This is a genomic window from Klebsiella sp. D5A (genome assembly GCF_001620885.1).
Lineage (GTDB): Bacteria > Pseudomonadota > Gammaproteobacteria > Enterobacterales > Enterobacteriaceae > Klebsiella > Klebsiella variicola.
Map to the genome: position 1 here is coordinate 87,861 of NZ_LOAR01000014.1, position 20,821 is coordinate 108,681.

At 58.4% G+C, this 20,821-nt stretch carries 21 protein-coding genes; 13 read left to right on the top strand and 8 right to left on the bottom strand.

All coding sequences use genetic code 11. The features are described from left to right. Positions 1-33 precede the first annotated feature (33 nt). On the top strand, positions 34-879 hold the full coding sequence (gene nhoA / locus AS136_RS19735; protein ID WP_016161153.1) for an N-hydroxyarylamine O-acetyltransferase: 846 nt from the start codon (positions 34-36) through the stop codon (positions 877-879). A gap of 188 nt (positions 880-1,067) precedes the next feature. Here the strand turns inward: nhoA and AS136_RS19740 are convergent, their stop codons facing one another. Then, positions 1,068-1,643, bottom strand: coding sequence for a TetR family transcriptional regulator (locus tag AS136_RS19740; RefSeq protein WP_032738859.1), 576 nt, complete (start codon positions 1,641-1,643; stop codon positions 1,068-1,070). A 119-nt stretch (positions 1,644-1,762) separates the two neighbouring features. Between AS136_RS19740 and kmrA the strand changes: the two genes are divergently transcribed. Continuing rightward, positions 1,763-3,262, top strand: coding sequence for an efflux MFS transporter KmrA (kmrA, locus tag AS136_RS19745; RefSeq protein ID WP_023322703.1), 1,500 nt, complete (start codon positions 1,763-1,765; stop codon positions 3,260-3,262). Here the strand turns inward: kmrA and AS136_RS19750 are convergent. Beyond that, on the bottom strand, positions 3,257-4,093 hold the full coding sequence (locus AS136_RS19750) for an IclR family transcriptional regulator domain-containing protein (RefSeq protein ID WP_162822780.1): 837 nt from the start codon (positions 4,091-4,093) through the stop codon (positions 3,257-3,259). The two genes, kmrA and AS136_RS19750, sit on opposite strands and share 6 nt — an antisense overlap. Before the next feature lie 171 nt (positions 4,094-4,264). On the opposite strand from AS136_RS19750, the gene AS136_RS19755 reads away from it, so the two are divergent. The 7 genes from AS136_RS19755 to AS136_RS19785 all read left to right on the top strand — a co-directional run bounded on the left by AS136_RS19755 (position 4,265) and on the right by AS136_RS19785 (position 10,513). Next, the gene (locus tag AS136_RS19755) at positions 4,265-5,428 is read left to right on the top strand and encodes a muconate cycloisomerase family protein (protein ID WP_162823384.1); all 1,164 of its coding nucleotides are present in this window, start codon (positions 4,265-4,267) and stop codon (positions 5,426-5,428) included. A 12-nt stretch (positions 5,429-5,440) separates the two neighbouring features. Beyond that, positions 5,441-5,731 (top strand): muconolactone Delta-isomerase, encoded by a 291-nt coding sequence (catC, locus tag AS136_RS19760; RefSeq protein WP_012968100.1) that lies wholly within the window; start codon positions 5,441-5,443, stop codon positions 5,729-5,731. A 69-nt stretch (positions 5,732-5,800) separates the two neighbouring features. After that, positions 5,801-6,727, top strand: coding sequence for a catechol 1,2-dioxygenase (catA, locus tag AS136_RS19765; RefSeq protein WP_012541594.1), 927 nt, complete (start codon positions 5,801-5,803; stop codon positions 6,725-6,727). 109 nt (positions 6,728-6,836) lie between these two features. Continuing rightward, positions 6,837-8,219: a Rieske 2Fe-2S domain-containing protein gene (locus AS136_RS19770; protein WP_063266914.1), complete on the top strand. Its 1,383-nt coding sequence runs from the start codon at positions 6,837-6,839 to the stop codon at positions 8,217-8,219. After that, positions 8,219-8,704 (top strand): benzoate 1,2-dioxygenase small subunit, encoded by a 486-nt coding sequence (gene benB / locus AS136_RS19775; protein WP_015366457.1) that lies wholly within the window; start codon positions 8,219-8,221, stop codon positions 8,702-8,704. The genes AS136_RS19770 and benB overlap by 1 nt, the downstream gene beginning before the upstream one ends. Before the next feature lie 9 nt (positions 8,705-8,713). Then, complete coding sequence (gene benC, locus AS136_RS19780) at positions 8,714-9,730, top strand: benzoate 1,2-dioxygenase electron transfer component BenC (protein ID WP_023322699.1); 1,017 nt, start codon at positions 8,714-8,716, stop codon at positions 9,728-9,730. 9 nt (positions 9,731-9,739) lie between these two features. Further along, the gene (locus AS136_RS19785) at positions 9,740-10,513 is read left to right on the top strand and encodes a 1,6-dihydroxycyclohexa-2,4-diene-1-carboxylate dehydrogenase (RefSeq protein WP_023322698.1); all 774 of its coding nucleotides are present in this window, start codon (positions 9,740-9,742) and stop codon (positions 10,511-10,513) included. Here the strand turns inward: AS136_RS19785 and yddG are convergent. After that, positions 10,510-11,388, bottom strand: a complete 879-nt coding sequence (gene yddG / locus AS136_RS19790) for an aromatic amino acid DMT transporter YddG (RefSeq protein WP_023322697.1) — start codon at positions 11,386-11,388, stop codon at positions 10,510-10,512. The two genes, AS136_RS19785 and yddG, sit on opposite strands and share 4 nt — an antisense overlap. 225 nt (positions 11,389-11,613) lie before the next feature. On the opposite strand from yddG, the gene fdnG reads away from it, so the two are divergent. Genes fdnG through fdnI form a run of 3 tightly spaced genes read left to right on the top strand, consistent with a single transcriptional unit; the run spans position 11,614 to position 16,206 of the window. Beyond that, positions 11,614-14,661 carry a formate dehydrogenase-N subunit alpha gene (gene fdnG, locus AS136_RS19800; protein ID WP_089503728.1) on the top strand — a complete coding sequence of 1,016 codons (3,048 nt, stop codon included), beginning with the start codon at positions 11,614-11,616 and terminating at the stop codon, positions 14,659-14,661. An 11-nt stretch (positions 14,662-14,672) separates the two neighbouring features. Next, positions 14,673-15,557, top strand: a complete 885-nt coding sequence (gene fdxH, locus AS136_RS19805) for a formate dehydrogenase subunit beta (RefSeq protein WP_023297691.1) — start codon at positions 14,673-14,675, stop codon at positions 15,555-15,557. Then, positions 15,550-16,206 (top strand): formate dehydrogenase-N subunit gamma, encoded by a 657-nt coding sequence (gene fdnI / locus AS136_RS19810; RefSeq protein WP_023322694.1) that lies wholly within the window; start codon positions 15,550-15,552, stop codon positions 16,204-16,206. Before fdxH ends, fdnI begins: the two co-directional genes overlap by 8 nt. A 52-nt stretch (positions 16,207-16,258) precedes the next feature. Here fdnI and AS136_RS19815 read toward each other — a convergent pair whose 3' ends face one another. The 4 genes from AS136_RS19815 to AS136_RS19830 form a co-directional block, all read right to left on the bottom strand. Further along, entirely contained in the window at positions 16,259-16,585 is a 327-nt protein-coding gene (locus AS136_RS19815) for a CcdB family protein (protein WP_023322693.1), read from the bottom strand. Next, positions 16,582-16,767 (bottom strand): hypothetical protein, encoded by a 186-nt coding sequence (locus AS136_RS19820; protein WP_025711567.1) that lies wholly within the window; start codon positions 16,765-16,767, stop codon positions 16,582-16,584. Before AS136_RS19820 ends, AS136_RS19815 begins: the two co-directional genes overlap by 4 nt. Before the next feature lie 178 nt (positions 16,768-16,945). Beyond that, a complete protein-coding gene (gene ppk2 / locus AS136_RS19825; protein WP_012541603.1) occupies positions 16,946-17,764 on the bottom strand; it encodes a polyphosphate kinase 2 in 819 nt (272 codons plus the stop codon). Between the two features lie 86 nt (positions 17,765-17,850). After that, positions 17,851-18,288, bottom strand: a complete 438-nt coding sequence (locus AS136_RS19830; RefSeq protein WP_012968112.1) for a VOC family protein — start codon at positions 18,286-18,288, stop codon at positions 17,851-17,853. Between the two features lie 277 nt (positions 18,289-18,565). Here AS136_RS19830 and araJ point away from each other — a divergent pair, with 277 nt between their 5' ends. Next, complete coding sequence (gene araJ, locus AS136_RS19835) at positions 18,566-19,720, top strand: MFS transporter AraJ (protein WP_023322692.1); 1,155 nt, start codon at positions 18,566-18,568, stop codon at positions 19,718-19,720. A 6-nt stretch (positions 19,721-19,726) separates the two neighbouring features. On the opposite strand, the gene AS136_RS19840 is transcribed toward araJ, so the two are convergent. Further along, the gene (locus AS136_RS19840) at positions 19,727-20,818 is read right to left on the bottom strand and encodes an alkylhydroperoxidase domain protein (protein ID WP_008804742.1); all 1,092 of its coding nucleotides are present in this window, start codon (positions 20,816-20,818) and stop codon (positions 19,727-19,729) included. Positions 20,819-20,821 lie beyond the last annotated feature (3 nt).

Below are 20,821 nucleotides of genomic sequence, written 5' to 3' on the forward strand. Positions count from 1 at the left end.
ATAAATGTCGGACACCTACAGCTGGAGGCCTTGATGAGTCCCTTTTTACGCGCCTATTTTTCCCGTCTGGGCTGGACGGGTGAGCCTGATGTATCCATTGATACCCTGCGCGAACTGCATCTGCAGCATAACAGCGCCATCCCCTTTGAAAACCTCGACGTCCTGCTGCCGCGTGAGATCCACCTTGACGATCGGGCGCTGGAAGAGAAGCTGATCGCCGCCCGCCGCGGGGGGTATTGTTTTGAGCAAAATGGTCTCCTTGAGCGCGTGCTGCGCGAGATAGGCTTTAACGTCCGCAGCCTGCTTGGCCGCGTAGTGCTGGCCAATCCGCCGCAGATGCCGCCGCGTACTCACCGTTTATTGCTGGTGGAAGTGGCGGGCGAGCGCTGGATCGCCGACGTCGGCTTCGGCGGCCAGACGCTGACCGCGCCGATCAAACTGCTGGCCGATATCCCCCAGCAAACGCCGCATGGCAGCTATCGTCTGGTGCATGAAGGGGATGAGTGGACGCTGCAGTTCAACCATCACGAGCACTGGCAGTCGATGTACCATTTCGATTTAGGCCGCCAGTATGCGTCTGATTATGTGATGGGCAACTTCTGGTCGGCGCACTGGCCACAGTCTCACTTCCGTCACCATCTGCTGATGTGCCGTCATCTGCCGGACGGCGGCAAAATGACCCTCACCAATTTCCACTTTACCCACTGGGAGAATAACCACGTGGTGGAGAAGATCGATTTTGCCGATGTCTCCGCGCTGTATGAAGCGCTGCAGACCCGCTTCGGGCTGGGCGTGGACGATCCTAAACATGGCTTTAGTGAAGCGGCGCTGGCGGCGGTAATGGCGGCGTTCGATACCCATCCGGAAGCCGGGAAGTAAATTTCCTGATACCCGGTGGCGCTGCGCTGACCGGGCCTGAGGGAAAGCTATCGAATGAAGATAGAAGCGTTTTGCAGGCCGGATAAGGCGTAGCCGCCATCCGGCAAACTAACGGCGCAACGGGGTCAATGGCCTTCGCCAGCAGTCAGTGCCCGCGATGGATCCCTGCCACGCTCTGGCAGCGTCCGCTAAAACAATTCCATGGTAATCATCTTATTCAAATAACGGCTAAACGCTGCATCGTCCAGGGCCTGGGTGCCAAGGGCGTAAATCCCGTCGAGGCCGCACACCAGGGCGATAAAACGCCAGGCGATATCTGCCGGTGGTTCAGACGAATGAAATTCGCCGCAGGCGAGGCCCTGCTCGATGATGGCGACGGTCTCTTCATGCCACATGTTCATGGTCAGCAGGTAGGCCGCTTTGATGTCCGGGTCGCTGTCGGCCAGCACCTGGCCTTCGCGCCACAGGCGGATATAGGGCTCCAGCCGGCCATCTTCGCTGCCGATCATCGAGAATAACCGCTCGCGCCAGCTGGCGTCTTCGGCCACCAGCGGCATATCGAGCATCTCGCGGATCAGACGGATGAAAACCTGTGATTTCAGCTCGCCGATGGAGGAGAAGTGGTGGTGCAACTGCCCGGCGGCCACCTCGGCTTCGCGGGCGATCTGCCGCACGGTCATGGCGGCAAAGCCGCCGCGCAGCGCCAGCCGCATGGCGGCCTGCATAATCCCTTCCCGTCGTGCATCCCGCTGTAAATAGTGCATAGAACCCCGCTGTCATCTGGCTTTGGCCGAGTGTAACAAAAAGTTGGACATGCGTTCAACAATCCGGCAGGATCGCCATCCTGGACGTGTGTCCAATTTCCAACATTGAGGTACAAGCTATGTCACGGCAATGGATGACGCTGATGGCGATTTTGCTGGTTTATATTCCGGTGGCGATTGACGCCACGGTATTGCATGTGGCCGCGCCGACGCTCAGCGTCGCGCTGGGTAGCAGCGGCAATGAGCTGCTGTGGATTATTGATATCTACTCCTTAGTCATGGCCGGTATGGTGCTGCCGATGGGCGCCCTCGGCGATAAAATCGGCTTCAAGCGCCTGCTGCTGCTCGGCAGCGCCATTTTTGGCGTCGCCTCGCTGTGCGCCGCGCTGTCGCCAACGGCCCTGACGCTGATTGCCTCACGCGCTTTGCTGGCGGTGGGGGCGGCGATGATCGTCCCGGCGACGCTGGCTGGGATCCGCAGCACCTTTGCCGAGGCCAGCCAGCGCAATATGGCGCTGGGTCTGTGGGCGGCGGTGGGCTCCGGCGGCGCGGCTTTTGGCCCGCTGGTGGGCGGCATGCTGCTGGAGCATTTCTACTGGGGGTCGGTATTCCTGATCAACGTACCGATCGTGCTGGTGGTTATCGCCATTAATGCGAAGGTGGTGCCGCGCCAGCCTGCGCGCCGCGAACAACCGCTCAATCTGCTGCAGGCGCTCATTTTAATTGCCTCGATCCTGATGCTGGTGTTTAGCGCGAAATCGGCGCTGAAGGGCCAGCTGACGCTGTGGCTCACCGCACTGGTGGCGATCAGCGGGGCGGCGATGCTCACCTGGTTTATCCGCAAGCAGCTGTCGGCGACCCGCCCGATGGTGGATATGCGGCTCTTCACCCATCGTATTATTTTAAGCGGGGTGATGATGGCGATGACGGCCCTGATTACTCTGGTCGGTTTTGAACTGCTGATGGCGCAGGAGCTGCAGTTTGTGCATCAGAAAACGCCGTTCGAGGCGGGGATGTTTATGCTGCCAGTGATGGTCGCTAGCGGCTTCAGCGGCCCGATCGCCGGAATACTGGTGTCGAAACTGGGACTGCGGCAGGTCGCGACGGGCGGAATGTTGCTCAGCGCCTTCAGCTTTTTGGGCCTCGCGCTGACCGATTTCAGCAGTCAGCCGTGGCAGGCGTGGGGGCTGATGACGCTGCTGGGCTTCAGCGTCGCCAGCGCGCTGCTGGCCTCCAGCTCCGCGATTATGGCGGCGGCGCCGAAGGAGAAAGCGGCAGCAGCCGGGGCCATCGAAACCATGGCCTATGAACTTGGCGCCGGTCTTGGCATTGCGCTGTTCGGGCTGATCCTGACCCGCAGCTACAGCGCCACCATTGTGCTACCGTCCGGGCTGAGTGAGTCCATGGCGCAGCAGGCGTCGTCGTCAATCGGCGAGGCGGTCAGCCTGACGCAGGCGCTGCCCGCCGGGATGGCTGAGGCGCTGATGGCGGCGGCGAAGGCGGCCTTTACCCAGGCTCACAGCCTGGTGCTGGCGACGGCGGGCGTACTGCTTCTGCTGCTGGCGGCCGGCATCTGGCGCAGCCTGGCGAGCGTGGCGAAACCGCAGTCAACGCTATAGCTGTAGCGACAGGTCCATCGCCGCGCGTCGAAGCGGGGCGAGGGCCTTCTCTTTTAACGCCGCGGCGCTGGTCGTCGCGGCGGGGACCCCGACATTCAGGGCGGCCACCACCTGGCCATGGCGTGACAGCACGGGCACCGCCAGCGAACACAACCCCACCTCAATCTGCCGGTCGGCGAGGGCATAGCCCTGCATGCGCACCCGGGCAATCTCCGCGCGTAGCCCGGGCATATCGCACAGAGTGTGCGGGGTGTAGCGGATTAACGCTGCTCGTGACAGTGTCACCTCAAGCTGTTCCTCCGGCAGCGCGCTCAACAACACCCGTCCCATAGAGGTCGCCCACGCCGGCAGGCGACTGCCGCGCCCCAGGTCGACGCTCAGTAAATTATTGACTGCCGCGCGGGCGATATAGAGCACGTTATCGCCATCCAGCGTCGCCGCTGAGCAGGATTCGCCGAGCGCTTTGCCGAGGCTATCCAGCGCCGTCTGCGCCACCTTGGCCAGCGGCGTACCGGCCAGATAGGCGTGGCCGACGGCCAGCACCCGGGGCAGCAGTTCATAGCTGCGGCCATCCGGACTGTGCACCATGCCCAGCGCGGCGAGGGTATACAGGCAACGGCGTACCGCCGCGCGGGAGATTTGGGTTTTCTGGCTCAACTGAGAAATGGTCAGCCGCTGGCGCTGGGGAGTAAAAGCGTTAAGGACCTCCAGCCCGCGGGCCAGAGACAGCATAAAGTTGGGATCGTGCTCGGCCTGCCTGGCGCTCAAGGTGGTGGGGGTATGGTCACGCATTGATTCCCTCTCCGTTGCAATGCAAAGCTCACGGGGCATCACTATACCGTGCGCAAACTGCACCGTCCTGAATTGTGCCGGTTTTACCACCGCGATCACATTATTAACTGCCTTTTAACAAACGTGCCGATAATCGCACAACATTTCGATTATCGCCGTTGACCAGCCGCCAGGCTGAACCCTATTGTCAATGGCACACACCTCCCCGTTATGGATGTGGGTACAAAAAGTTATACATCTCATCAGGAACCGAAAATGACCGCCACCGTAGAACGTATTGAGAGCTGGATAGTGGATGTCCCGACCATCCGGCCACACAAGTTATCGATGACCACCATGGGCTGCCAGACGCTGGTGATCGTGCGGCTTACCCGCTCCGACGGCATCTGCGGCATCGGCGAAGCCACCACCATTGGTGGTTTGAGCTATGGCGTCGAGAGCCCGGAGGCTATCTCGTCGGCGATAACCCATTATCTGACGCCGCTGTTGAAAGGGCTGCCGGCCGATAACCTGAATGCGCTGACGGCGCGTATGAACAGCGCCATTAGAGGCAATACTTTCGCAAAGTCTGCCATTGAAACCGCACTCCTTGATGCCCAGGGCAAAGCTTTAGGGCTACCGGTATCGGCGCTGCTCGGCGGCGCGCTGCAAACGTCGTTGCCGGTGCTGTGGACGTTAGCCAGCGGCGATACCGCGAAAGATATCGCCGAAGGGGAAACACTGTTAGCCGAGCGCCGTCATCAGGCGTTCAAGCTGAAAATTGGCGCACGGGAATTAGCCACCGACCTGCGTCATACCCGGGCCATTGTGGAAGCCTTAGGCGATCGCGCCAGCATTCGCGTTGACGTTAATCAGGCCTGGGACGCCGCGACCGGCGCGAAGGGCTGTCGCGAGCTGGCGGCGATGGGCGTCGATCTTATCGAACAGCCGGTCAGCGCCCACGACAATGCTGCACTGGTGCGCCTGAGCCAGCATATTGAAACTGCGATCCTCGCGGATGAAGCGGTCGCGACCGCTTACGATGGTTACCAACTGGCGCAACAGGGATTTACCGGCGCTTATGCCCTGAAAATCGCCAAAGCCGGGGGACCGAACAGCGTGCTGGCGCTGGCCCGCGTCGCCCAGGCGGCGGGGGTTGGCCTGTATGGCGGCACCATGCTGGAAGGGACCGTCGGTACCGTCGCGTCGCTGCACGCCTGGTCGACGCTGCCGCTGCAGTGGGGCACTGAGATGTTCGGCCCGCTGCTCCTCAAAGACGATATTGTCAGCGTGCCACTCACCTTTGCCGATGGTCAGGTAGCGCTCCCGCAGACGCCAGGGCTCGGCGTGGAGCTGGATGAAGACAAGCTGCGCTTCTATTCCCGTAAAGCATAACAGGAGTAAATAATGCTATTTAAAGTGGAGATGACCGTTAATATTCCGCTCGGTTTTCCTGCCGCCGAAGCGGATGAAATTAAACAACGCGAGAAAGCCTATTCGCAGCAATTACAACGTGAAGGCAAATGGCGACATATCTGGCGCGTCGCCGGTCTTTACGCCAATGTCAGCATTTTCGATGTTCGAGATGCCGAAGAGTTACATCAAATTTTAATGGGATTGCCGCTGTATCCCTTTATGGATATTCGCGTCGAGGCGCTGTGCCGTCATCCCTCGTCTGTTCGTGAAGACGATAGCTAATAATAATAACATCTGACCTCATGCCGGGAACACCCGGCAAATATCCTACAACGATAAGAGAGAATAATTATGAGTAATGCTTTCGTACAACAAGAAGCCGTGCAGAAATTATTACGTGAAGGCGCGGGGTTAAATGTCCCTGGCGGTAATGAACGTTTTAAAGCCATCGTCCACCGTTTGCTGGAGAATATCTGCACGCTGATCGATGACTATAACGTCACAGAAGAAGAGTTCTGGCACGCGGTGAACTATCTGCACGAGCTGGGTGGGCGTCAGGAAGCGGCGCTGCTGGCGGCCGGGCTGGGACTGGAGCATTTCCTCGACCTGCGTCAGGACGCCATTGATGCGGCGGCGCGGCGGGAAACCGGTACCCCGCGCACCATCGAAGGGCCGCTGTATGTGGCCAATGCGCCGCTGGCCGACAGCCACGCCCGGATGGATGATGGCACTGATGCCGGGGAAGTAATGTGGCTGCATGGTCAGGTTAAAGATAATCAGGGCCAGCCGATCGCTAACGCCATTGTTGATATCTGGCACGCCAATACCCTCGGTAATTACTCGTTTTTCGATCAAAGTCAGAGCGACTACAACCTCCGTCGCCGGATCCGCACTGGCGCCGATGGCCGCTACAGCGTGCGCAGCATCATGCCTTCCGGCTACGGCTGCCCGCCGGATGGTCCGACGCAGAAGTTGCTGGATCAGTTAGGCCGCCACGGCAACCGTCCGGCGCACATTCACTTCTTCGTCTCCGCCCCGGGCCATAAGCATCTGACCAGCCAGATTAACCTCAGCGGCGATAAATATCTGTGGGATGATTTTGCCTTTGCTACCCGCGACGGTCTGATTGCCGACCCGGTAAAAGTGACCGACCGCGAGACCATCGCGCAGCGCGATCTTGAGGGAGAGCACACCGAGGTCTGTTTTGATTTCACCCTGTGTAAAGCCCTGAACGCCGACGAAGAGCACCGCGGCACCCGCCTGCGCGCCAAAGAGTAACCGGCATTATCGGCCCCGGGCACGCCGCTGCCCGGGCCAGACATTGCACCCGAAAACGACAAATTCACCCTGTTTCTTTCATCCTGAATCCTGCAGGAGGAGTTAACTCATGCAAAAAACGCTATCAGCGCTTAAAGACAAAATTAACAAAGCGTTAATTGTCGACCGTGAAAATCATATTTACCGTTGCCACCGCTCTATATTTACCGATCAGCAGTTATTTGATTTTGAAATGAAACATATCTTCGAAGGTAATTGGGTGTTTCTCGCCCATGAAAGCCAGATTGCCGAGCCGGGAGATTATTATACTCTGACGCTGGGACGGCAGCCGGTTATTATTACTCGCGATAAAAAGAATGAATTGCATGCATTAATTAATAGCTGTGCCCACCGCGGCGCCATGTTATGTCGACGCAAAACCGGGAATAAAAATTCGTTTACCTGTCCGTTCCACGGCTGGACCTTCAGCAATAACGGCAAATTATTAAAAGCCAAAGATGAGAGCACCGGCGCCTATCCTGACACCTTCAAACATGAAGGGGCTCACGATCTGCAAAAATTGCCGCGTTTTCAGTCTTACCGCGGTTTCTTATTCGGTAGCCTCAATGCGGACGTGCAGCCGCTGGAGGCCTATCTCGGCGAAACCCGCAAAATCATCGATCTGATCGTCGATCAGGCGCCGGAAGGACTGGAAGTGCTGAAGGGCTCGTCGAGCTACGTTTACGAAGGCAACTGGAAGCTGGGCGCGGAGAACGGCGCCGATGGTTATCACGTCAGCGTGGTGCACTGGAATTACGCCTCAACCATGTCACGCCGCAACTATGAAGCGGAAGGGACGCATGCGGTTGACGCCAACGGCTGGTCAAAGAGCGTCGGCGGCGGCTACGGATTTGACAACGGCCATATGTTGCTGTGGACCCGCGCGTTGAACCCGGAAGTGCGCCCGGTCTATGCCCACCGCGACCGTCTGCAGGCGGAGTTCGGTGAACTGCGCGCCGACCAGATGGTCAATGAAACCCGCAACCTGTGCCTGTATCCCAACGTCTACCTGATGGATCAGTTTTCTACCCAGATCCGCGTAATTCGCCCGATTGCGGTCGATAAAACCGAAGTCACCATCTGGTGTTTTGCGCCGAAAGGGGAATCAGACCAGGCCCGGGCGTTACGCATCCGCCAGTACGAAGATTTCTTTAACGTCAGCGGAATGGGGACGCCGGACGATCTGGAAGAGTTCAGCGCCTGCCAGCGCGGCTATCTTGGCGAAAATCTGGCATGGAGCGACCTCAGCCGCGGCGCGCTACGTTGGGTCGACGGCCCGGATGAACACGCCAGGCACGCGGGTTTTACGCCGCGGCTAAGCGGGGTGAAATCGGAAGATGAGGCGCTGTATATTGCCCATCATCACCACTGGCAAACGGTCATGCTGGCGGCGCTGGAACAGGAACAGCAGCGCTACAACCAGTCCATTACCCAGCGCGTGGAGGTGGCCTGATGCTGAATCTCGAACAAGTTCGTCAGTTTCTCTATTACGAAGCCCGCCTGTTGGATGACCGTCAGTGGGATGAGTGGCTGAGTTGTTACAGCCCGCAGGTGGTCTACTGGATGCCGGCATGGGGCGACGATGACCAGCTGACGCGCGACCCGCAAAAAGAGATTTCACTTATCTACTACCCCAACCGTGAAGGACTGGAGGATCGTGTCTATCGCATTAAAACCGAACGTTCCGGCGCCAGCACGCCGGAGCCGCGTACCACGCACATTATCAGCAATGTCGAGCTGATGGGCGAGAGCGATGAGGGGCTTGCGGTGCGCTACAACTGGGTCACCTGGAGCCATCGCTATCAACACACGGATGCCTATTTCGGCTCTACCTGCTGCACGCTAATTGAGCAGGACGGCAGGCCGCAGATCGTTCGTAAAACGGTACGCCTGAATAACGACTATATCCGTCAGGTTATCGACGTTTACCACATTTAAGAGGCGCTTATGACTTTTAATATTGCTCTTAATTTTGAGGACGGCATTACGCGATTTATTCAATGCAATGCCGGGGAGAAGGTGCTGGATGCGGCCTATCGCCAGAAGGTAAACCTGCCGATGGACTGTTCGGACGGCGTTTGCGGTACCTGCAAATGCCATTGCGCCAGCGGTGAATACGATCTGGGTGAAGATTATCTCGACGAGGCGTTAAGCGACGACGAAGCGCAGAATCGCCAGGTGCTGACCTGCCAGATGGTCCCGACCAGCGACTGTGTGATCGACGTGCCGGTGGCCGCCGCCCAGTGCAAAACCGCGCTGACCAACACCGGGGCGCAGGTGCGGCAGGTGAATTGTCTGTCCGATACCGCCATCGAACTGGTGGTCGCCCTGGATGAGCCGCTGGCTTTTCTGCCGGGACAGTACATTAACATTCAGGTACCGGGCACGCCTCATGTGCGCGCCTACTCATTTAGCTCGCTGCCGGGTTCTCTTGAAGGGCGCTTTCTTATTCGTAACGTGCCTGGCGGCATGATGAGCCAGTGGTTAACCCAGCAGGCGCGGCCCGACGATCGTCTGACCCTCAGCGGCCCCATGGGCAGCTTCTATTTGCGCAGCGGCGAACGCCCGCTGCTCATGCTGGCGGGCGGCACCGGGCTGGCGCCGCTGCTGTCCATGTTACACACCCTGCAAACACAGGGCAGTCAGCGCCCGGTAACGCTACTGTACGGCGTGACCCGCGATTGCGATCTGGTGAAAACCGACGCGCTGGATGCGTTTAACCAACAACTGACGGGATATCGCTGGCTGCCGGTGGTGGCGGATGAAAACAGTACCTGCCCGCAGCGCGGTTTTGTCACCGACCATCTCGATGACGCGATGCTGAATAACGGCGACGTTGACATCTATCTTTGCGGACCGCCGCCGATGGTCAACGCGGTCGCCACGGCGCTGCGCGACAGAGGAATTTCCCCGGCAGGCTTCTGGTATGAAAAATTTATCGCCAGCCAGAGCGCGGCGGCATAAGGAGGCAGTATGCGTTTTACCGATAAAGTCGTCGCTATCACCGGCGCGGCGCAGGGGATTGGCCGCCAGACCGCGGAGCAGGCGGCAGCCGAAGGCGCTGCTCTGTTGCTGATTGACCGCTCGCCTTACGTACACGAACTGGCTGCCGTACTAGCCCTGGCCGGAAGTCAGGTACTGGCGCTGGAGGCTGACCTTGAGCAGTGGCAGAGTACCGAGCAGGCGTTTGCCGCTGGGATCGCGCATTTTGGCCGCCTCGATGTGTTAATCAATAACGTCGGGGGGACTATCTGGGCGCGACCTTTCGCTGAATATCAGCCAGAACAAATTGAGAAAGAGATCCGCCGCTCGCTGTTCCCCACCTTGTGGGGCTGCCGCGCGGCGCTCCCCGGGATGCTGAAGCAGGGGAAAGGCAGCATCGTCAATATCTCGTCGGTGGCGACGGCGGGGGTGAACCGGGTGCCTTATTCGGCGGCGAAAGGCGGCGTTAACGCGCTGACCCGGTCGATTGCCATGGAGTACAGCGGCAGCGGTATTCGGATTAACGCCGTCGCGCCTGGCGGGACGGAGGCGCCGCCACGTCTGACGCCGCGCAACGATGAGCAGCCGAGCGAGCAGGAAACGGCGTGGTATCAGCAGGTGGTCGATCAGACGGTAGCGAGCAGTCTGCTGCACCGGTACGGCACGCTGGCGGAACAGGCGAATGCGATCCTGTTTCTCGCCAGCGATGAGGCCAGCTATATCACCGGCGTGACGCTACCGGTAGCGGGCGGCGATCTCGGCTAGCGGCGGGTGGCGTACCAGCAGAGCAGGGAGCCGAGACACACCATCCCGGCCCCCTGCCAGAAAGACCACGACAGTGTAGCGCTAAGCAGGACAGCCGCCAGCGCGGAAGAGAGTACCGGCGTGAAGTACGAGGCCGCCGCCAGCAGGCTGACGTTGCCGTGCAGGATCCCGACGTTCCACGCCGCGTAGGCCAGCCCCAGCGCCACAGAGACCGTCATCAGCTTAATGACTACCGGCCAGCTAAACAGCATCGGCGGCTGGTCGCTGGCGAGAAATTTCAGCCATAGCGTCAGGGCGGTTAACAGGACAAAGAGGGTAATGCCATTTTTACCTTTGGCGTACTTCGCGGTCACCGTGCAGTACGCCGCCCAGATAAACGCCCCGACAAATGCCAGAATGTAGCTCAGCGGGCTGGACACCACGTTATTGATGATTTCCTCGGGGTTGAGCCCGTGCTCGCCGCCAAGTACCCAGCTCACGCCGAACAGCGCCAGCAATAAGCCGGGGATCACCAGCCAGCTGCTTTTCTGGCCATTAAAGAGAATGGCGAACAAAATCGTCAGGCTGGGCCACAGGTAATTGACCATCCCCACTTCAATGGCCTGCTGGCGAGTGGCGGCGAACCCCAGCGACAGGGCGAGGCAGATTTCATAGCTGACAAACAGCACGCTGCCAGCCAGCAGATAGCGGCGCGGGATCTGGTGCAGGTTGGGAAAGCCAACGGTAAAAATGAGCAGCAGGCCGCTGAGGCTATAAATCATCGCCGCGCCGCCAACCGGGCCTAACCCTTCGCTGACGCCGCGAATCAATCCGACCATCGTGCTCCATAAGATAATGGCGGCGAAGCCGATTGATGTCGCTCTCTTTTTTTGCATATTTAACCTGATAGTGACGCAAACGCAGCCGGAATTTATAACATCTTTTGCCGGTCGATGGTCGATATTTCCCGCCGGCGTTAACTCTTTGGTATTAGTCAAACTCGTCGCCGCTGACTATTAAGGGGGCGAGCGTTTTCGACCTTGATTTGACGCAAATAAAACAAAGGTATTGCTGTTAGTTTCCTCCGCGCGATGAATCAACATCCTGCATGGAGGAATGCAATGGACGTCAGCCGCAGAAAGTTCTTTAAGATCTGCGCAGGCGGTATGGCCGGAACCACAGCCGCCGCCCTGGGCTTTGCCCCTAAAATGGCGCTGGCTCAGGCACGCAATTTCAAATTGCTGCGTGCGAAAGAGATCCGCAACACCTGCACTTACTGCTCCGTGGGCTGTGGGCTATTAATGTATAGCCTCGGCGACGGCGCGAAAAACGCCAAAGATGCGATTTACCATATTGAAGGGGACCCGGACCATCCGGTGAGCCGCGGCGCGCTGTGCCCGAAAGGCGCAGGCCTGCTGGACTATGTCCACAGTGAAAACCGCCTGCGTTATCCGCAATACCGCGCCCCGGGCTCGGATAAATGGCAGCGCATCTCCTGGGATGAAGCTTTTAACCGCATCGCCAGACTGATGAAAGCCGACCGCGACGCCAACTTTATTGAAAAGAACGAGCAGGGCGTGACGGTTAACCGCTGGCTTTCCACCGGCATGCTGTGCGCCTCGGCGGCAAGCAATGAGACTGGCATGCTGACGCAAAAATTTGTGCGTTCGCTCGGCATGCTGGCGGTAGACAACCAGGCACGCGTCTGACACGGACCAACGGTAGCAAGTCTTGCTCCAACATTTGGTCGCGGTGCGATGACCAACCACTGGGTTGATATCAAAAACGCTAACGTTGTGGTGGTGATGGGCGGCAACGCCGCCGAAGCGCATCCGGTGGGATTCCGCTGGGCGATGGAAGCGAAAAACAATAACGATGCCACGCTTATCGTCGTCGACCCGCGCTTTACGCGTACCGCGTCGGTGGCCGATATCTATGCGCCGATTCGTTCCGGTACCGACATTACCTTCCTGTCGGGCGTGCTGCTGTACCTGATCGAAAATAATAAGATCAATGCCGAGTACGTGAAGCATTACACCAATGCCAGTCTGCTGGTGCGGGATGATTTTGCCTTCGAAGAGGGCCTGTTCAGCGGCTACGATGCCGAAAAACGTCAGTACGATAAATCGTCCTGGAACTACCAGTTCGATGAAAACGGCTACGCCAAACGCGATAAAACGCTCAGCCATCCGCGCTGCGTGTGGAATCTGCTCAGGCAGCATGTTTCCCGCTACACGCCGGAAGTGGTGGAGAATATCTGCGGTACGCCGAAAGCGGACTTCCTTAAAGTGTGTGAGGTGCTGGCGTCAACCAGCGCCGCGGACCGCACCACCACCTTCCTGTATGCCCTGGGCTGGACGCAGCACACCGTCGGCGCGCAGAACATCCGCACCATGGCGATGATCCAGTTGCTGCTCGGCAATATGGGCATGGCCGGCGGCGGCGTCAACGCGCTGCGCGGCCACTCCAATATTCAGGGGCTGACCGATTTGGGCCTGTTGTCGACCAGTCTGCCGGGTTATTTGACGCTGCCATCCGATAAACAGAGCGATCTGCAAAGTTATCTTAGCGCCAACACGCCGAAAGCGACGTTGCCCGACCAGGTGAACTACTGGAGCAACTACCCGAAATTCTTCGTCAGCCTGATGAAATCGTTCTATGGCGAGGCGGCGCAGAAAGAGAATGACTGGGGCTTCAACTGGTTGCCGAAATGGGATCAGGCCTACGACGTTATCAAGTACTTCAATATGATGGATAGCGGCAACGTCACTGGCTATATCTGTCAGGGCTTCAACCCGGTAGCGTCCTTCCCGGACAAAAACAAAGTGGTCCGCAGTCTCAGCAAGCTGAAGTATCTGGTGGTTATCGATCCGCTGGTGACCGAGACCTCGACCTTCTGGCAGAACCACGGCGAGTCTAATGATGTCGACCCGTCGGCGATTCAGACCGAAGTCTTCCGTCTGCCGTCGACCTGCTTTGCTGAAGAAGATGGCTCGATCGCCAACTCCGGTCGCTGGCTGCAGTGGCACTGGAAAGGCCAGGACGCACCGGGGGAAGCGCGCAACGATGGCGAAATCCTGGCTGGGATCTATCATCGTCTGCGCGAGCTGTACCGTCGCGAAGGCGGGAAGGGCGCGGAACCGCTGCTGAAAATGAGCTGGAGCTATAAGCAGCCAGATCACCCGGAATCGGCAGAAGTGGCTAAAGAGAACAACGGCTACGCGCTGGCGGATCTCTACGATCAAAATGGCGCTCTGCTGGCGAAAAAAGGCCAACTACTCAATAGCTTCGCGCTGCTGCGCGATGACGGCAGCACCGCGTCGTCGTGCTGGATCTATACCGGCAGCTGGACCGAGCAGGGTAACCAGATGGCGAATCGTGATAACGCCGATCCTTCGGGCCTGGGCAATACGCTGGGATGGGCCTGGGCGTGGCCGCTCAATCGTCGGGTGCTGTATAACCGCGCTTCGGCTGATATTAACGGCAAGCCGTGGGATGCGAAGCGGATGCTGATCCAGTGGAACGGCAGCAAGTGGGTCGGAAATGATATTCCGGACTTCAATACTGCGCCGCCGGGGAGCAACACCGGGCCGTTTATCATGCAGCAGGAGGGACTTGGCCGCCTGTTTGCGCTGGATAAACTGGCGGAAGGGCCGTTCCCGGAACACTACGAGCCGATGGAAACCCCGCTGGGCACCAACCCGCTGCACCCGAAGGTGGTCTCCAGCCCGGTGGTGCGTCTGTATGAAGAGGACGCCATCCGCCTGGGTAAGAAGGATAAGTTCCCGTATGTCGGCACCACCTATCGTCTGACCGAGCATTTCCACACCTGGACCAAGCATGCGCTGCTCAATTCCATCGCGCAGCCGGAACAGTTTGTCGAAATCAGCGAAGGGCTGGCGAAAAGCAAAGGTATCGCCAACGGCGACTGGGTGAACGTCAGCAGCAAACGCGGCTTTATTCGCGCGGTTGCCGTGGTGACCCGGCGCCTGCGCACGCTGAACGTCAACGGCCAGCAGGTCGAAACCGTCGGGATCCCGCTGCACTGGGGCTTTGAAGGCGTGGCCCGCAAAGGCTATATCGCCAACACCCTGACGCCTAACGTCGGCGATTCCAACTCGCAAACGCCGGAGTATAAGGCGTTTCTGGTCAACATCGAGAAAGCGTAAGGAGCGATTCAATGGCGATGGAAACACAAGACATTATTAAACGCTCCGCGACCAACCCGATCACGCCCGCGCCGCGCGCGCGGGACTATAAGGCGGAAGTCGCCAAGCTAATCGATGTCTCTTCCTGCGTGGGCTGTAAAGCCTGCCAGGTGGCCTGTTCTGAGTGGAATGACATCCGCGATGAAGTGGGGCACTGCGTCGGCGTGTACGACAATCCGGCGGATCTCAGCGCCAAATCCTGGACGGTAATGCGCTTTAGCGAGACCGAACAGAACGGCAAGCTGGAGTGGCTTATCCGCAAGGATGGCTGTATGCACTGCGAGGAACCGGGTTGCCTGAAAGCCTGCCCCTCCGCCGGGGCGATTATTCAGTACGCCAACGGCATCGTCGATTTCCAGCAGGAAAACTGCATCGGCTGCGGCTACTGCATTGCCGGGTGTCCGTTTAATATCCCGCGCCTCAATAAAGAGGATAACCGGGTCTATAAATGCACCCTGTGCGTGGATCGGGTCAGCGTCGGCCAGGAACCGGCCTGCGTGAAAACCTGTCCGACCGGCGCGATCCACTTCGGCACGAAAAAAGAGATGCTGGAAGTGGCGCAGGAGCGGGTGGATAAGCTTAAAAAACGCGGTTATGCCAACGCCGGGATCTACAACCCGCAGGGCGTAGGCGGCACCCACGTGATGTACGTCCTGCATCATGCCGACCAGCCGGAGCTGTATCACAAGCTGCCGAAGGAACCGCAGATCGATACCAGTATCAGTCTGTGGAAGGGGGCGCTGAAACCGCTGGCGGCGGCGGGCTTTATCGCCACCTTCGCCGGGCTTATCTACCACTACATCGGTATCGGGCCGAACAAGGAAGTTGATGACGACGAGGAGGAGCATGATGAGTAAATCGAAGATGATTGTGCGCACGACGTTTATCGATCGTGCCTGTCACTGGACGGTGGTTATCTGTTTCTTCCTCGTGGCACTGTCGGGAATATCGTTTTTCTTCCCGACGCTGCAGTGGCTAACGGAAACCTTCGGCACCCCGCAGATGGGGCGTATCCTGCACCCGTTCTTTGGGGTGCTGATTTTTGTCGCGCTGATGTTTATGTTTGTGCGTTTTGTCCACCACAATATTCCAGATAAACAGGATATCCCCTGGCTGAAAGGTATCGTGGAGGTGCTGAAAGGCAACGAACATAAGGTCGCGCGCGTCGGTAAATATAACGCCGGGCAGAAGATGATGTTCTGGACCATCATGAGCATGATTTTCGTGCTGCTGGTGACCGGGATGATTATCTGGCGCCCGTACTTTGCAGAATATTTCCCGATTCCAGTTATCCGTTACAGCCTGCTGATACACGCCACTTCGGCAATTATCCTGATCCACGCGATCCTCATCCATATGTACATGGCATTCTGGGTTAAAGGGTCGATTAAAGGCATGATTGAAGGTAAGGTCAGCCGCCGTTGGGCGAAGAAACATCACCCGCGCTGGTATCGCGATGTCGAACGCCTGGAGGCGATGAAAGAGAGTCGCGAAGGGATGAAGTAAGCCTTCACGGCGCAAAACCCGCTCCGGAGATGTCGGAGCGGGTTCCCGACAGTCAGCAGTTCGTGATAAGTGTATCGATTGAATCGATAACGCCCTGGCGCGCATGACTCAGATTGCAGACGAAATCCTGTGGCTGGATCCGTTTATTATTTAAGTTACTGATCATTGGCGTACAAAGTAAAAAGCTGTCAAATTCTATATTTATCCTTGGTACGACATGCTGATGCCAGCGTGGTAACTGTTGTGTTCGCATTAAAGGAATAATGACTCTCGTGGCCAGGTCTGCATAATAATCATTCTGCACGATCATATAATACGGCAGGGTTTTATTTGTCTGAGCAGAACAATTTCGATAAACATTGAATTGTTCAAGCATCATAGTACCCTGAAAAATTCATCATCAGTAAGAGTGCCTCCTTTTGCAATAAATTCATTCATTGCGGCAATGAATTCCTTGTGCTGTCGCTGTTTATCTGCTTCTCGTAAATCCTTACCTGGCTGTGCTGACGCCTTCTGGACGGGTACGTCAGTGGGTCTTTTACGTAGCGTATTACTTTTCATCATCGGCTCCTTGCGGTTGGTTCTGTGATTATTCACTTTACTCACTAAAAAATAAATCCCAGCAGCAATTTTAATATTTATTTTGCGAGGCCGCTTCCAGAGGAAAGTAATAGCCTGAAATATTCATGATTGTGGTAATAAACCCGGCGCTGGTATTAACCAGCGCGGCGGGGAATAATCAGAACTTCTCCGGAATAAAGCGGAAGGGGAAATTGGTTTGTTTCATTTTGCCAATTTTGCGCTTCGGCAGCGTCACATGCTCTACCGGTAAAGCTTCATAGGGGATCTGCGACAGCAGATGGGTGATGATATTCAGGCGTACGCGCTTTTTATCCTCCGAGCGGGCGACGAACCACGGCGCCCAGGCGGTATCGGTGGCGGCGAACATGGCGTCGCGGGCGGCGGTATATTCATCCCAGCGGTTGAAAGACTTAATGTCCATCGGCGAGAGCTTCCAGATTTTACGACCATCGTCGATGCGATCCCGCAGGCGGCGCTCCTGCTCCTGCGGTGAGACCTCCAGCCAGTACTTGAGCAGAATTATGCCCGATTCGACCATGCCGCGCTCCACCATCGGCGCGCCGTCGAGAAACTTTTGCACCTCCTCCGGGGTGCAAAAGCCCATCACCCGTTCGACGCCGGCGCGGTTGTACCAGCTGCGATCGAAAATCACAATCTCGCCAGCCGCCGGAAGGTGCTTGATATAGCGCTGAAAATAGAGCTGGCTTTTCTCACGCTCGGTGGGTGAGGGCAAGGCGACGACCCGGAAGATACGCGGGCTGACGCGCTCGGTGATCGCCTTAATGGTGCCGCCTTTGCCGGCGCCGTCCCGGCCTTCAAAGACGATGCACACCTTCAGCCCTTTATGCACCACCCAGCGCTGCAGTTTCACCAGCTCAACATGGAGTTTGCGCAACGCCTTCTCATACGCTTTATTGTCGAGCGGGGCGGTCTTCACCGCCGCGTCGACCGGATTACCGTTTTTCTTATTACCCATCGCCATGCTCCGTGTTGCCGAGGTATCCCTTTGAAGTGTAATCCTTCGCCGGCGAGGCGGTGGAAAATATTCGTGCAGGGGACGGGCTAGCTGGCGTTCCCCGCCGCAATGACTTCCAGCCCTACCCGCTGCCCCCATGACAGCTCCAGGGTGTTACCGTCCGGGTCGGCAAAGAAGGCGAAGTATCCCACCGGATCGCCCAGCTGTTCCGGTTCCCGCCGCAAAACGCCTTCCCGCCGCGCCTGAGCGACCTTCTCGTCGATCTCCGCCTGGGTGGCGCAGGCGACACCGAGATGGCCGAACGGGCCCAGCGGTGTGTCGGCCGGATCGTCACTCTGTACCAGCACCAGAGCGAAGGGCCGGGTGCGATCGCTGAGCCACGCCACCTTACGCGCCGAGGGCAAGCCGGGCTCGCGCTGGTGAATGACGGTCATCGCGGTATAGCGGGTATAAAAATCAATGCTGCTGGCCAGACAGCGGACGGTAAAGGCGACATGGGTAAAACCGACATCAACAGTTTGCATCGATGATTCTCCAGAGGTGAATGATGGGGAGACTTTACAACCTCAAGTTAAGTTGAGATCAATTGGGCGTTTATCCCTTTGAGCCCACTGATTTTAATAGGGGAGGGTCTTGCTACGTCACGCCGTCGCTGGCTCGATGATGGCCGGCCGTGCGGGCGGCGAGCATGAACGAATCAGGCCGTTGTATGGAGGAAACTGCCGTCGGGCGTTTTTAGCTGGTGTGTCGGGGCGGGATGGTCAATAATGCCGGCCGTCTCTCAATACCCCTATAAGATGTATGAAAAAAACGATTTTTTCACTGGCGCTGGGCACCTTCGGACTCGGCATGGCGGAATTTGGCATTATGGGCGTGCTGCCGGATATGGCGCACGATGTCGGGATTTCGATCCCCGCCGCCGGCAATATGATTGCCTGGTATGCCTTCGGTGTGGTGATCGGCGCGCCGATCATGGCGCTGCTCTCCAGCCGGTTTTCGTTGAAATCGGTGATGCTGTTTCTCGCTGCCCTGTGTATTCTCGGCAATACCCTGTTTACTCTCTCCAGTAGCTACGCCATGCTGGCGCTTGGCCGCCTGGTTTCCGGTTTTCCTCACGGGGCGTTCTTTGGCGTCGGCGCGATTATCCTGTCGAAAATCGCGCCGCCGGGGAAGGTGACCGCCGCGGTGGCGGGGATGATTGGCGGGATGACGGTGGCTAATCTGGTGGGCGTCCCCGGCGGCACCTGGCTTGGGCATCACTTCAGCTGGCGCTATACCTTTGCCCTAATCGCGGTGTTTAACGTCGCCGTATTGATGACTATTTTCTGCTGGGTACCCACCCTCTATGATCGCACCAGCACCCGGCTGCGCGAGCAGTTCCGTTTTCTGGCCTCCCCGGCGCCGTGGCTGATTTTTGCCGCCACCATGTTTGGCAACGCCGGTGTGTTTGCCTGGTTCAGCTATATTAAGCCCTTTATGCTCAATGTCTCCGGCTTTGCCGAAAGCAGGATGATGCTGATTATGATGCTGGCGGGGCTGGGAATGGTGGTCGGTAATCTGTTCAGCGGCAAAATTTCCGGACGCTTCAGCCCGCTGCGTATTGCGGCCATAACCGACGGGGTCATTGCCGTGACGCTGCTGCTGATCTTTGCCTTCGGTGAGCATAAAGTCGCTTCGCTGACTCTGGCGTTTATCTGCTGCGCGGGACTATTCGCCCTGTCGGCGCCGCTGCAGATCCTGCTGCTGCAGAACGCCAAAGGCGGCGAGATGCTGGGGGCGGCAGGAGGGCAGATTGCCTTCAACCTCGGCAGCGCCATCGGCGCCTTCTGCGGCGGGATGATGATTGCCCAGGGCTTTGGCTGGAACAGCGTGGCGCTTCCTGCCGCCACGCTGTCGTTTCTGGCGATGAGCGCCTTGCTCATCTATGGCTGCCATCAGCGCCGACAAGCTTGCTAACGACGCTTACTCACGCCAGGGTTCGCCAAGGGTCAGCATCAGCCGGTTGGCCCAGGCGAAAAAGGCCGCCGACTGCAGCAGATCCAGCTGGGCCAGGGTATCTAAACCCTGCTCATCAAGCGCCGCCAGATGGCGGGCATTCAGCCCCGGCGGCGTCACCGACAGCGCAGCGGCGGCGTCGATTTCCGCCTGCCAGCGCGGCGACTGGCCGTCACTCAAATTCTCCCCCGGCGTCACCGCCAGCAGCGTGTCGACAGCGGTCTCGTCCTTCGCCAGTTGCGCCGCTTTACGGGCATGCACCGAGGCGCAGTAGATACAGCCGTTGATTTTGCTGGTCACCGTGGCGGCCAGCTCGCGTTCGGCGCGCGGCAATCCCCCGGGGGTATAGAAAATGCCTTTATCGGTCAGGGTCCGCTGCTCCAGCACCGGCTGATTGCGCGCCAGCAGGCGAAAGTAGGGGGAGTCGCTATGGCCATATTTGGCCAGAATCGCCTGTTCTTCAGCGTTGAATTCCGCCAGCGGTTTATCGGCCAGCCAGGGTTCCCAGTGCAGCTCATCGCGGGTGAAGCGAACCGGGGCCGCTTTGCCGCTCTGGGTATGCGGTGTGGTATGCCAGTATCCGGCAACCTGCGGCGTATCGGCGCTGACGATCGGTTTATGGTTGAGCGCCCGCAGGCCCAGCAGCAGTCGGCTCTGGAAGCTGACAAAGGCCACCAGTTGCGCCAGAGTGACGATGCCCCGCAGGCTCCAGCCCGCGCCGGTTAAGGTGTGCAGCGCGCCGGGGGTGGCTTCGACGGGGGTGAAGGTGAGCAGGCGGGCAAAGGCCAGCGCCGGGACCAGACGATCGGTGGTTGGATCGGCGAGCCCGAAACCGGCATAGTGCGCCGCCAGCGCGTCCGCCTGGTGCAGTTTCGCCACCTTCGCGGCCACCGCGAAGCGTTCATCAAGAGGAAAGTCAGCGTCCTGCTGGCTGAACAGCACTTCATAACTTCCCTGGGCGTGACGGGTGCTGGCGTCGCGTACGGCGCGCGCTTGGTCGAGCGGGGAACCGGGGGCAATCTCCGCCAGTTCGGCCAGAATATCCTGACTCAGCGTCATGGT

What these genes read in the sequence shown, in the direction of transcription:
- yddG (WP_023322697.1), bottom strand. Translation starts at nt 11,388, where the DNA reads ATGCAAAAAAAGAGAGCGACATCAATCGGCTTCGCCGCCATTATCTTA.
- AS136_RS19785 (WP_023322698.1), top strand. Translation starts at nt 9,740, where the DNA reads ATGCGTTTTACCGATAAAGTCGTCGCTATCACCGGCGCGGCGCAGGGG.
- AS136_RS19755 (WP_162823384.1), top strand. Translation starts at nt 4,265, where the DNA reads ATGGATGTGGGTACAAAAAGTTATACATCTCATCAGGAACCGAAAATG.
- AS136_RS19750 (WP_162822780.1), bottom strand. Translation starts at nt 4,093, where the DNA reads ATGCCCCGTGAGCTTTGCATTGCAACGGAGAGGGAATCAATGCGTGAC.
- ppk2 (WP_012541603.1), bottom strand. Translation starts at nt 17,764, where the DNA reads ATGGGTAATAAGAAAAACGGTAATCCGGTCGACGCGGCGGTGAAGACC.
- AS136_RS19840 (WP_008804742.1), bottom strand. Translation starts at nt 20,818, where the DNA reads ATGACGCTGAGTCAGGATATTCTGGCCGAACTGGCGGAGATTGCCCCC.
- AS136_RS19815 (WP_023322693.1), bottom strand. Translation starts at nt 16,585, where the DNA reads ATGATGCTTGAACAATTCAATGTTTATCGAAATTGTTCTGCTCAGACA.
- AS136_RS19740 (WP_032738859.1), bottom strand. Translation starts at nt 1,643, where the DNA reads ATGCACTATTTACAGCGGGATGCACGACGGGAAGGGATTATGCAGGCC.
- benB (WP_015366457.1), top strand. Translation starts at nt 8,219, where the DNA reads ATGCTGAATCTCGAACAAGTTCGTCAGTTTCTCTATTACGAAGCCCGC.
- benC (WP_023322699.1), top strand. Translation starts at nt 8,714, where the DNA reads ATGACTTTTAATATTGCTCTTAATTTTGAGGACGGCATTACGCGATTT.
- AS136_RS19770 (WP_063266914.1), top strand. Translation starts at nt 6,837, where the DNA reads ATGCAAAAAACGCTATCAGCGCTTAAAGACAAAATTAACAAAGCGTTA.
- fdnI (WP_023322694.1), top strand. Translation starts at nt 15,550, where the DNA reads ATGAGTAAATCGAAGATGATTGTGCGCACGACGTTTATCGATCGTGCC.
- AS136_RS19820 (WP_025711567.1), bottom strand. Translation starts at nt 16,767, where the DNA reads ATGAAAAGTAATACGCTACGTAAAAGACCCACTGACGTACCCGTCCAG.
- nhoA (WP_016161153.1), top strand. Translation starts at nt 34, where the DNA reads ATGAGTCCCTTTTTACGCGCCTATTTTTCCCGTCTGGGCTGGACGGGT.
- AS136_RS19830 (WP_012968112.1), bottom strand. Translation starts at nt 18,288, where the DNA reads ATGCAAACTGTTGATGTCGGTTTTACCCATGTCGCCTTTACCGTCCGC.
- kmrA (WP_023322703.1), top strand. Translation starts at nt 1,763, where the DNA reads ATGTCACGGCAATGGATGACGCTGATGGCGATTTTGCTGGTTTATATT.
- fdxH (WP_023297691.1), top strand. Translation starts at nt 14,673, where the DNA reads ATGGCGATGGAAACACAAGACATTATTAAACGCTCCGCGACCAACCCG.
- araJ (WP_023322692.1), top strand. Translation starts at nt 18,566, where the DNA reads ATGAAAAAAACGATTTTTTCACTGGCGCTGGGCACCTTCGGACTCGGC.
- catC (WP_012968100.1), top strand. Translation starts at nt 5,441, where the DNA reads ATGCTATTTAAAGTGGAGATGACCGTTAATATTCCGCTCGGTTTTCCT.
- catA (WP_012541594.1), top strand. Translation starts at nt 5,801, where the DNA reads ATGAGTAATGCTTTCGTACAACAAGAAGCCGTGCAGAAATTATTACGT.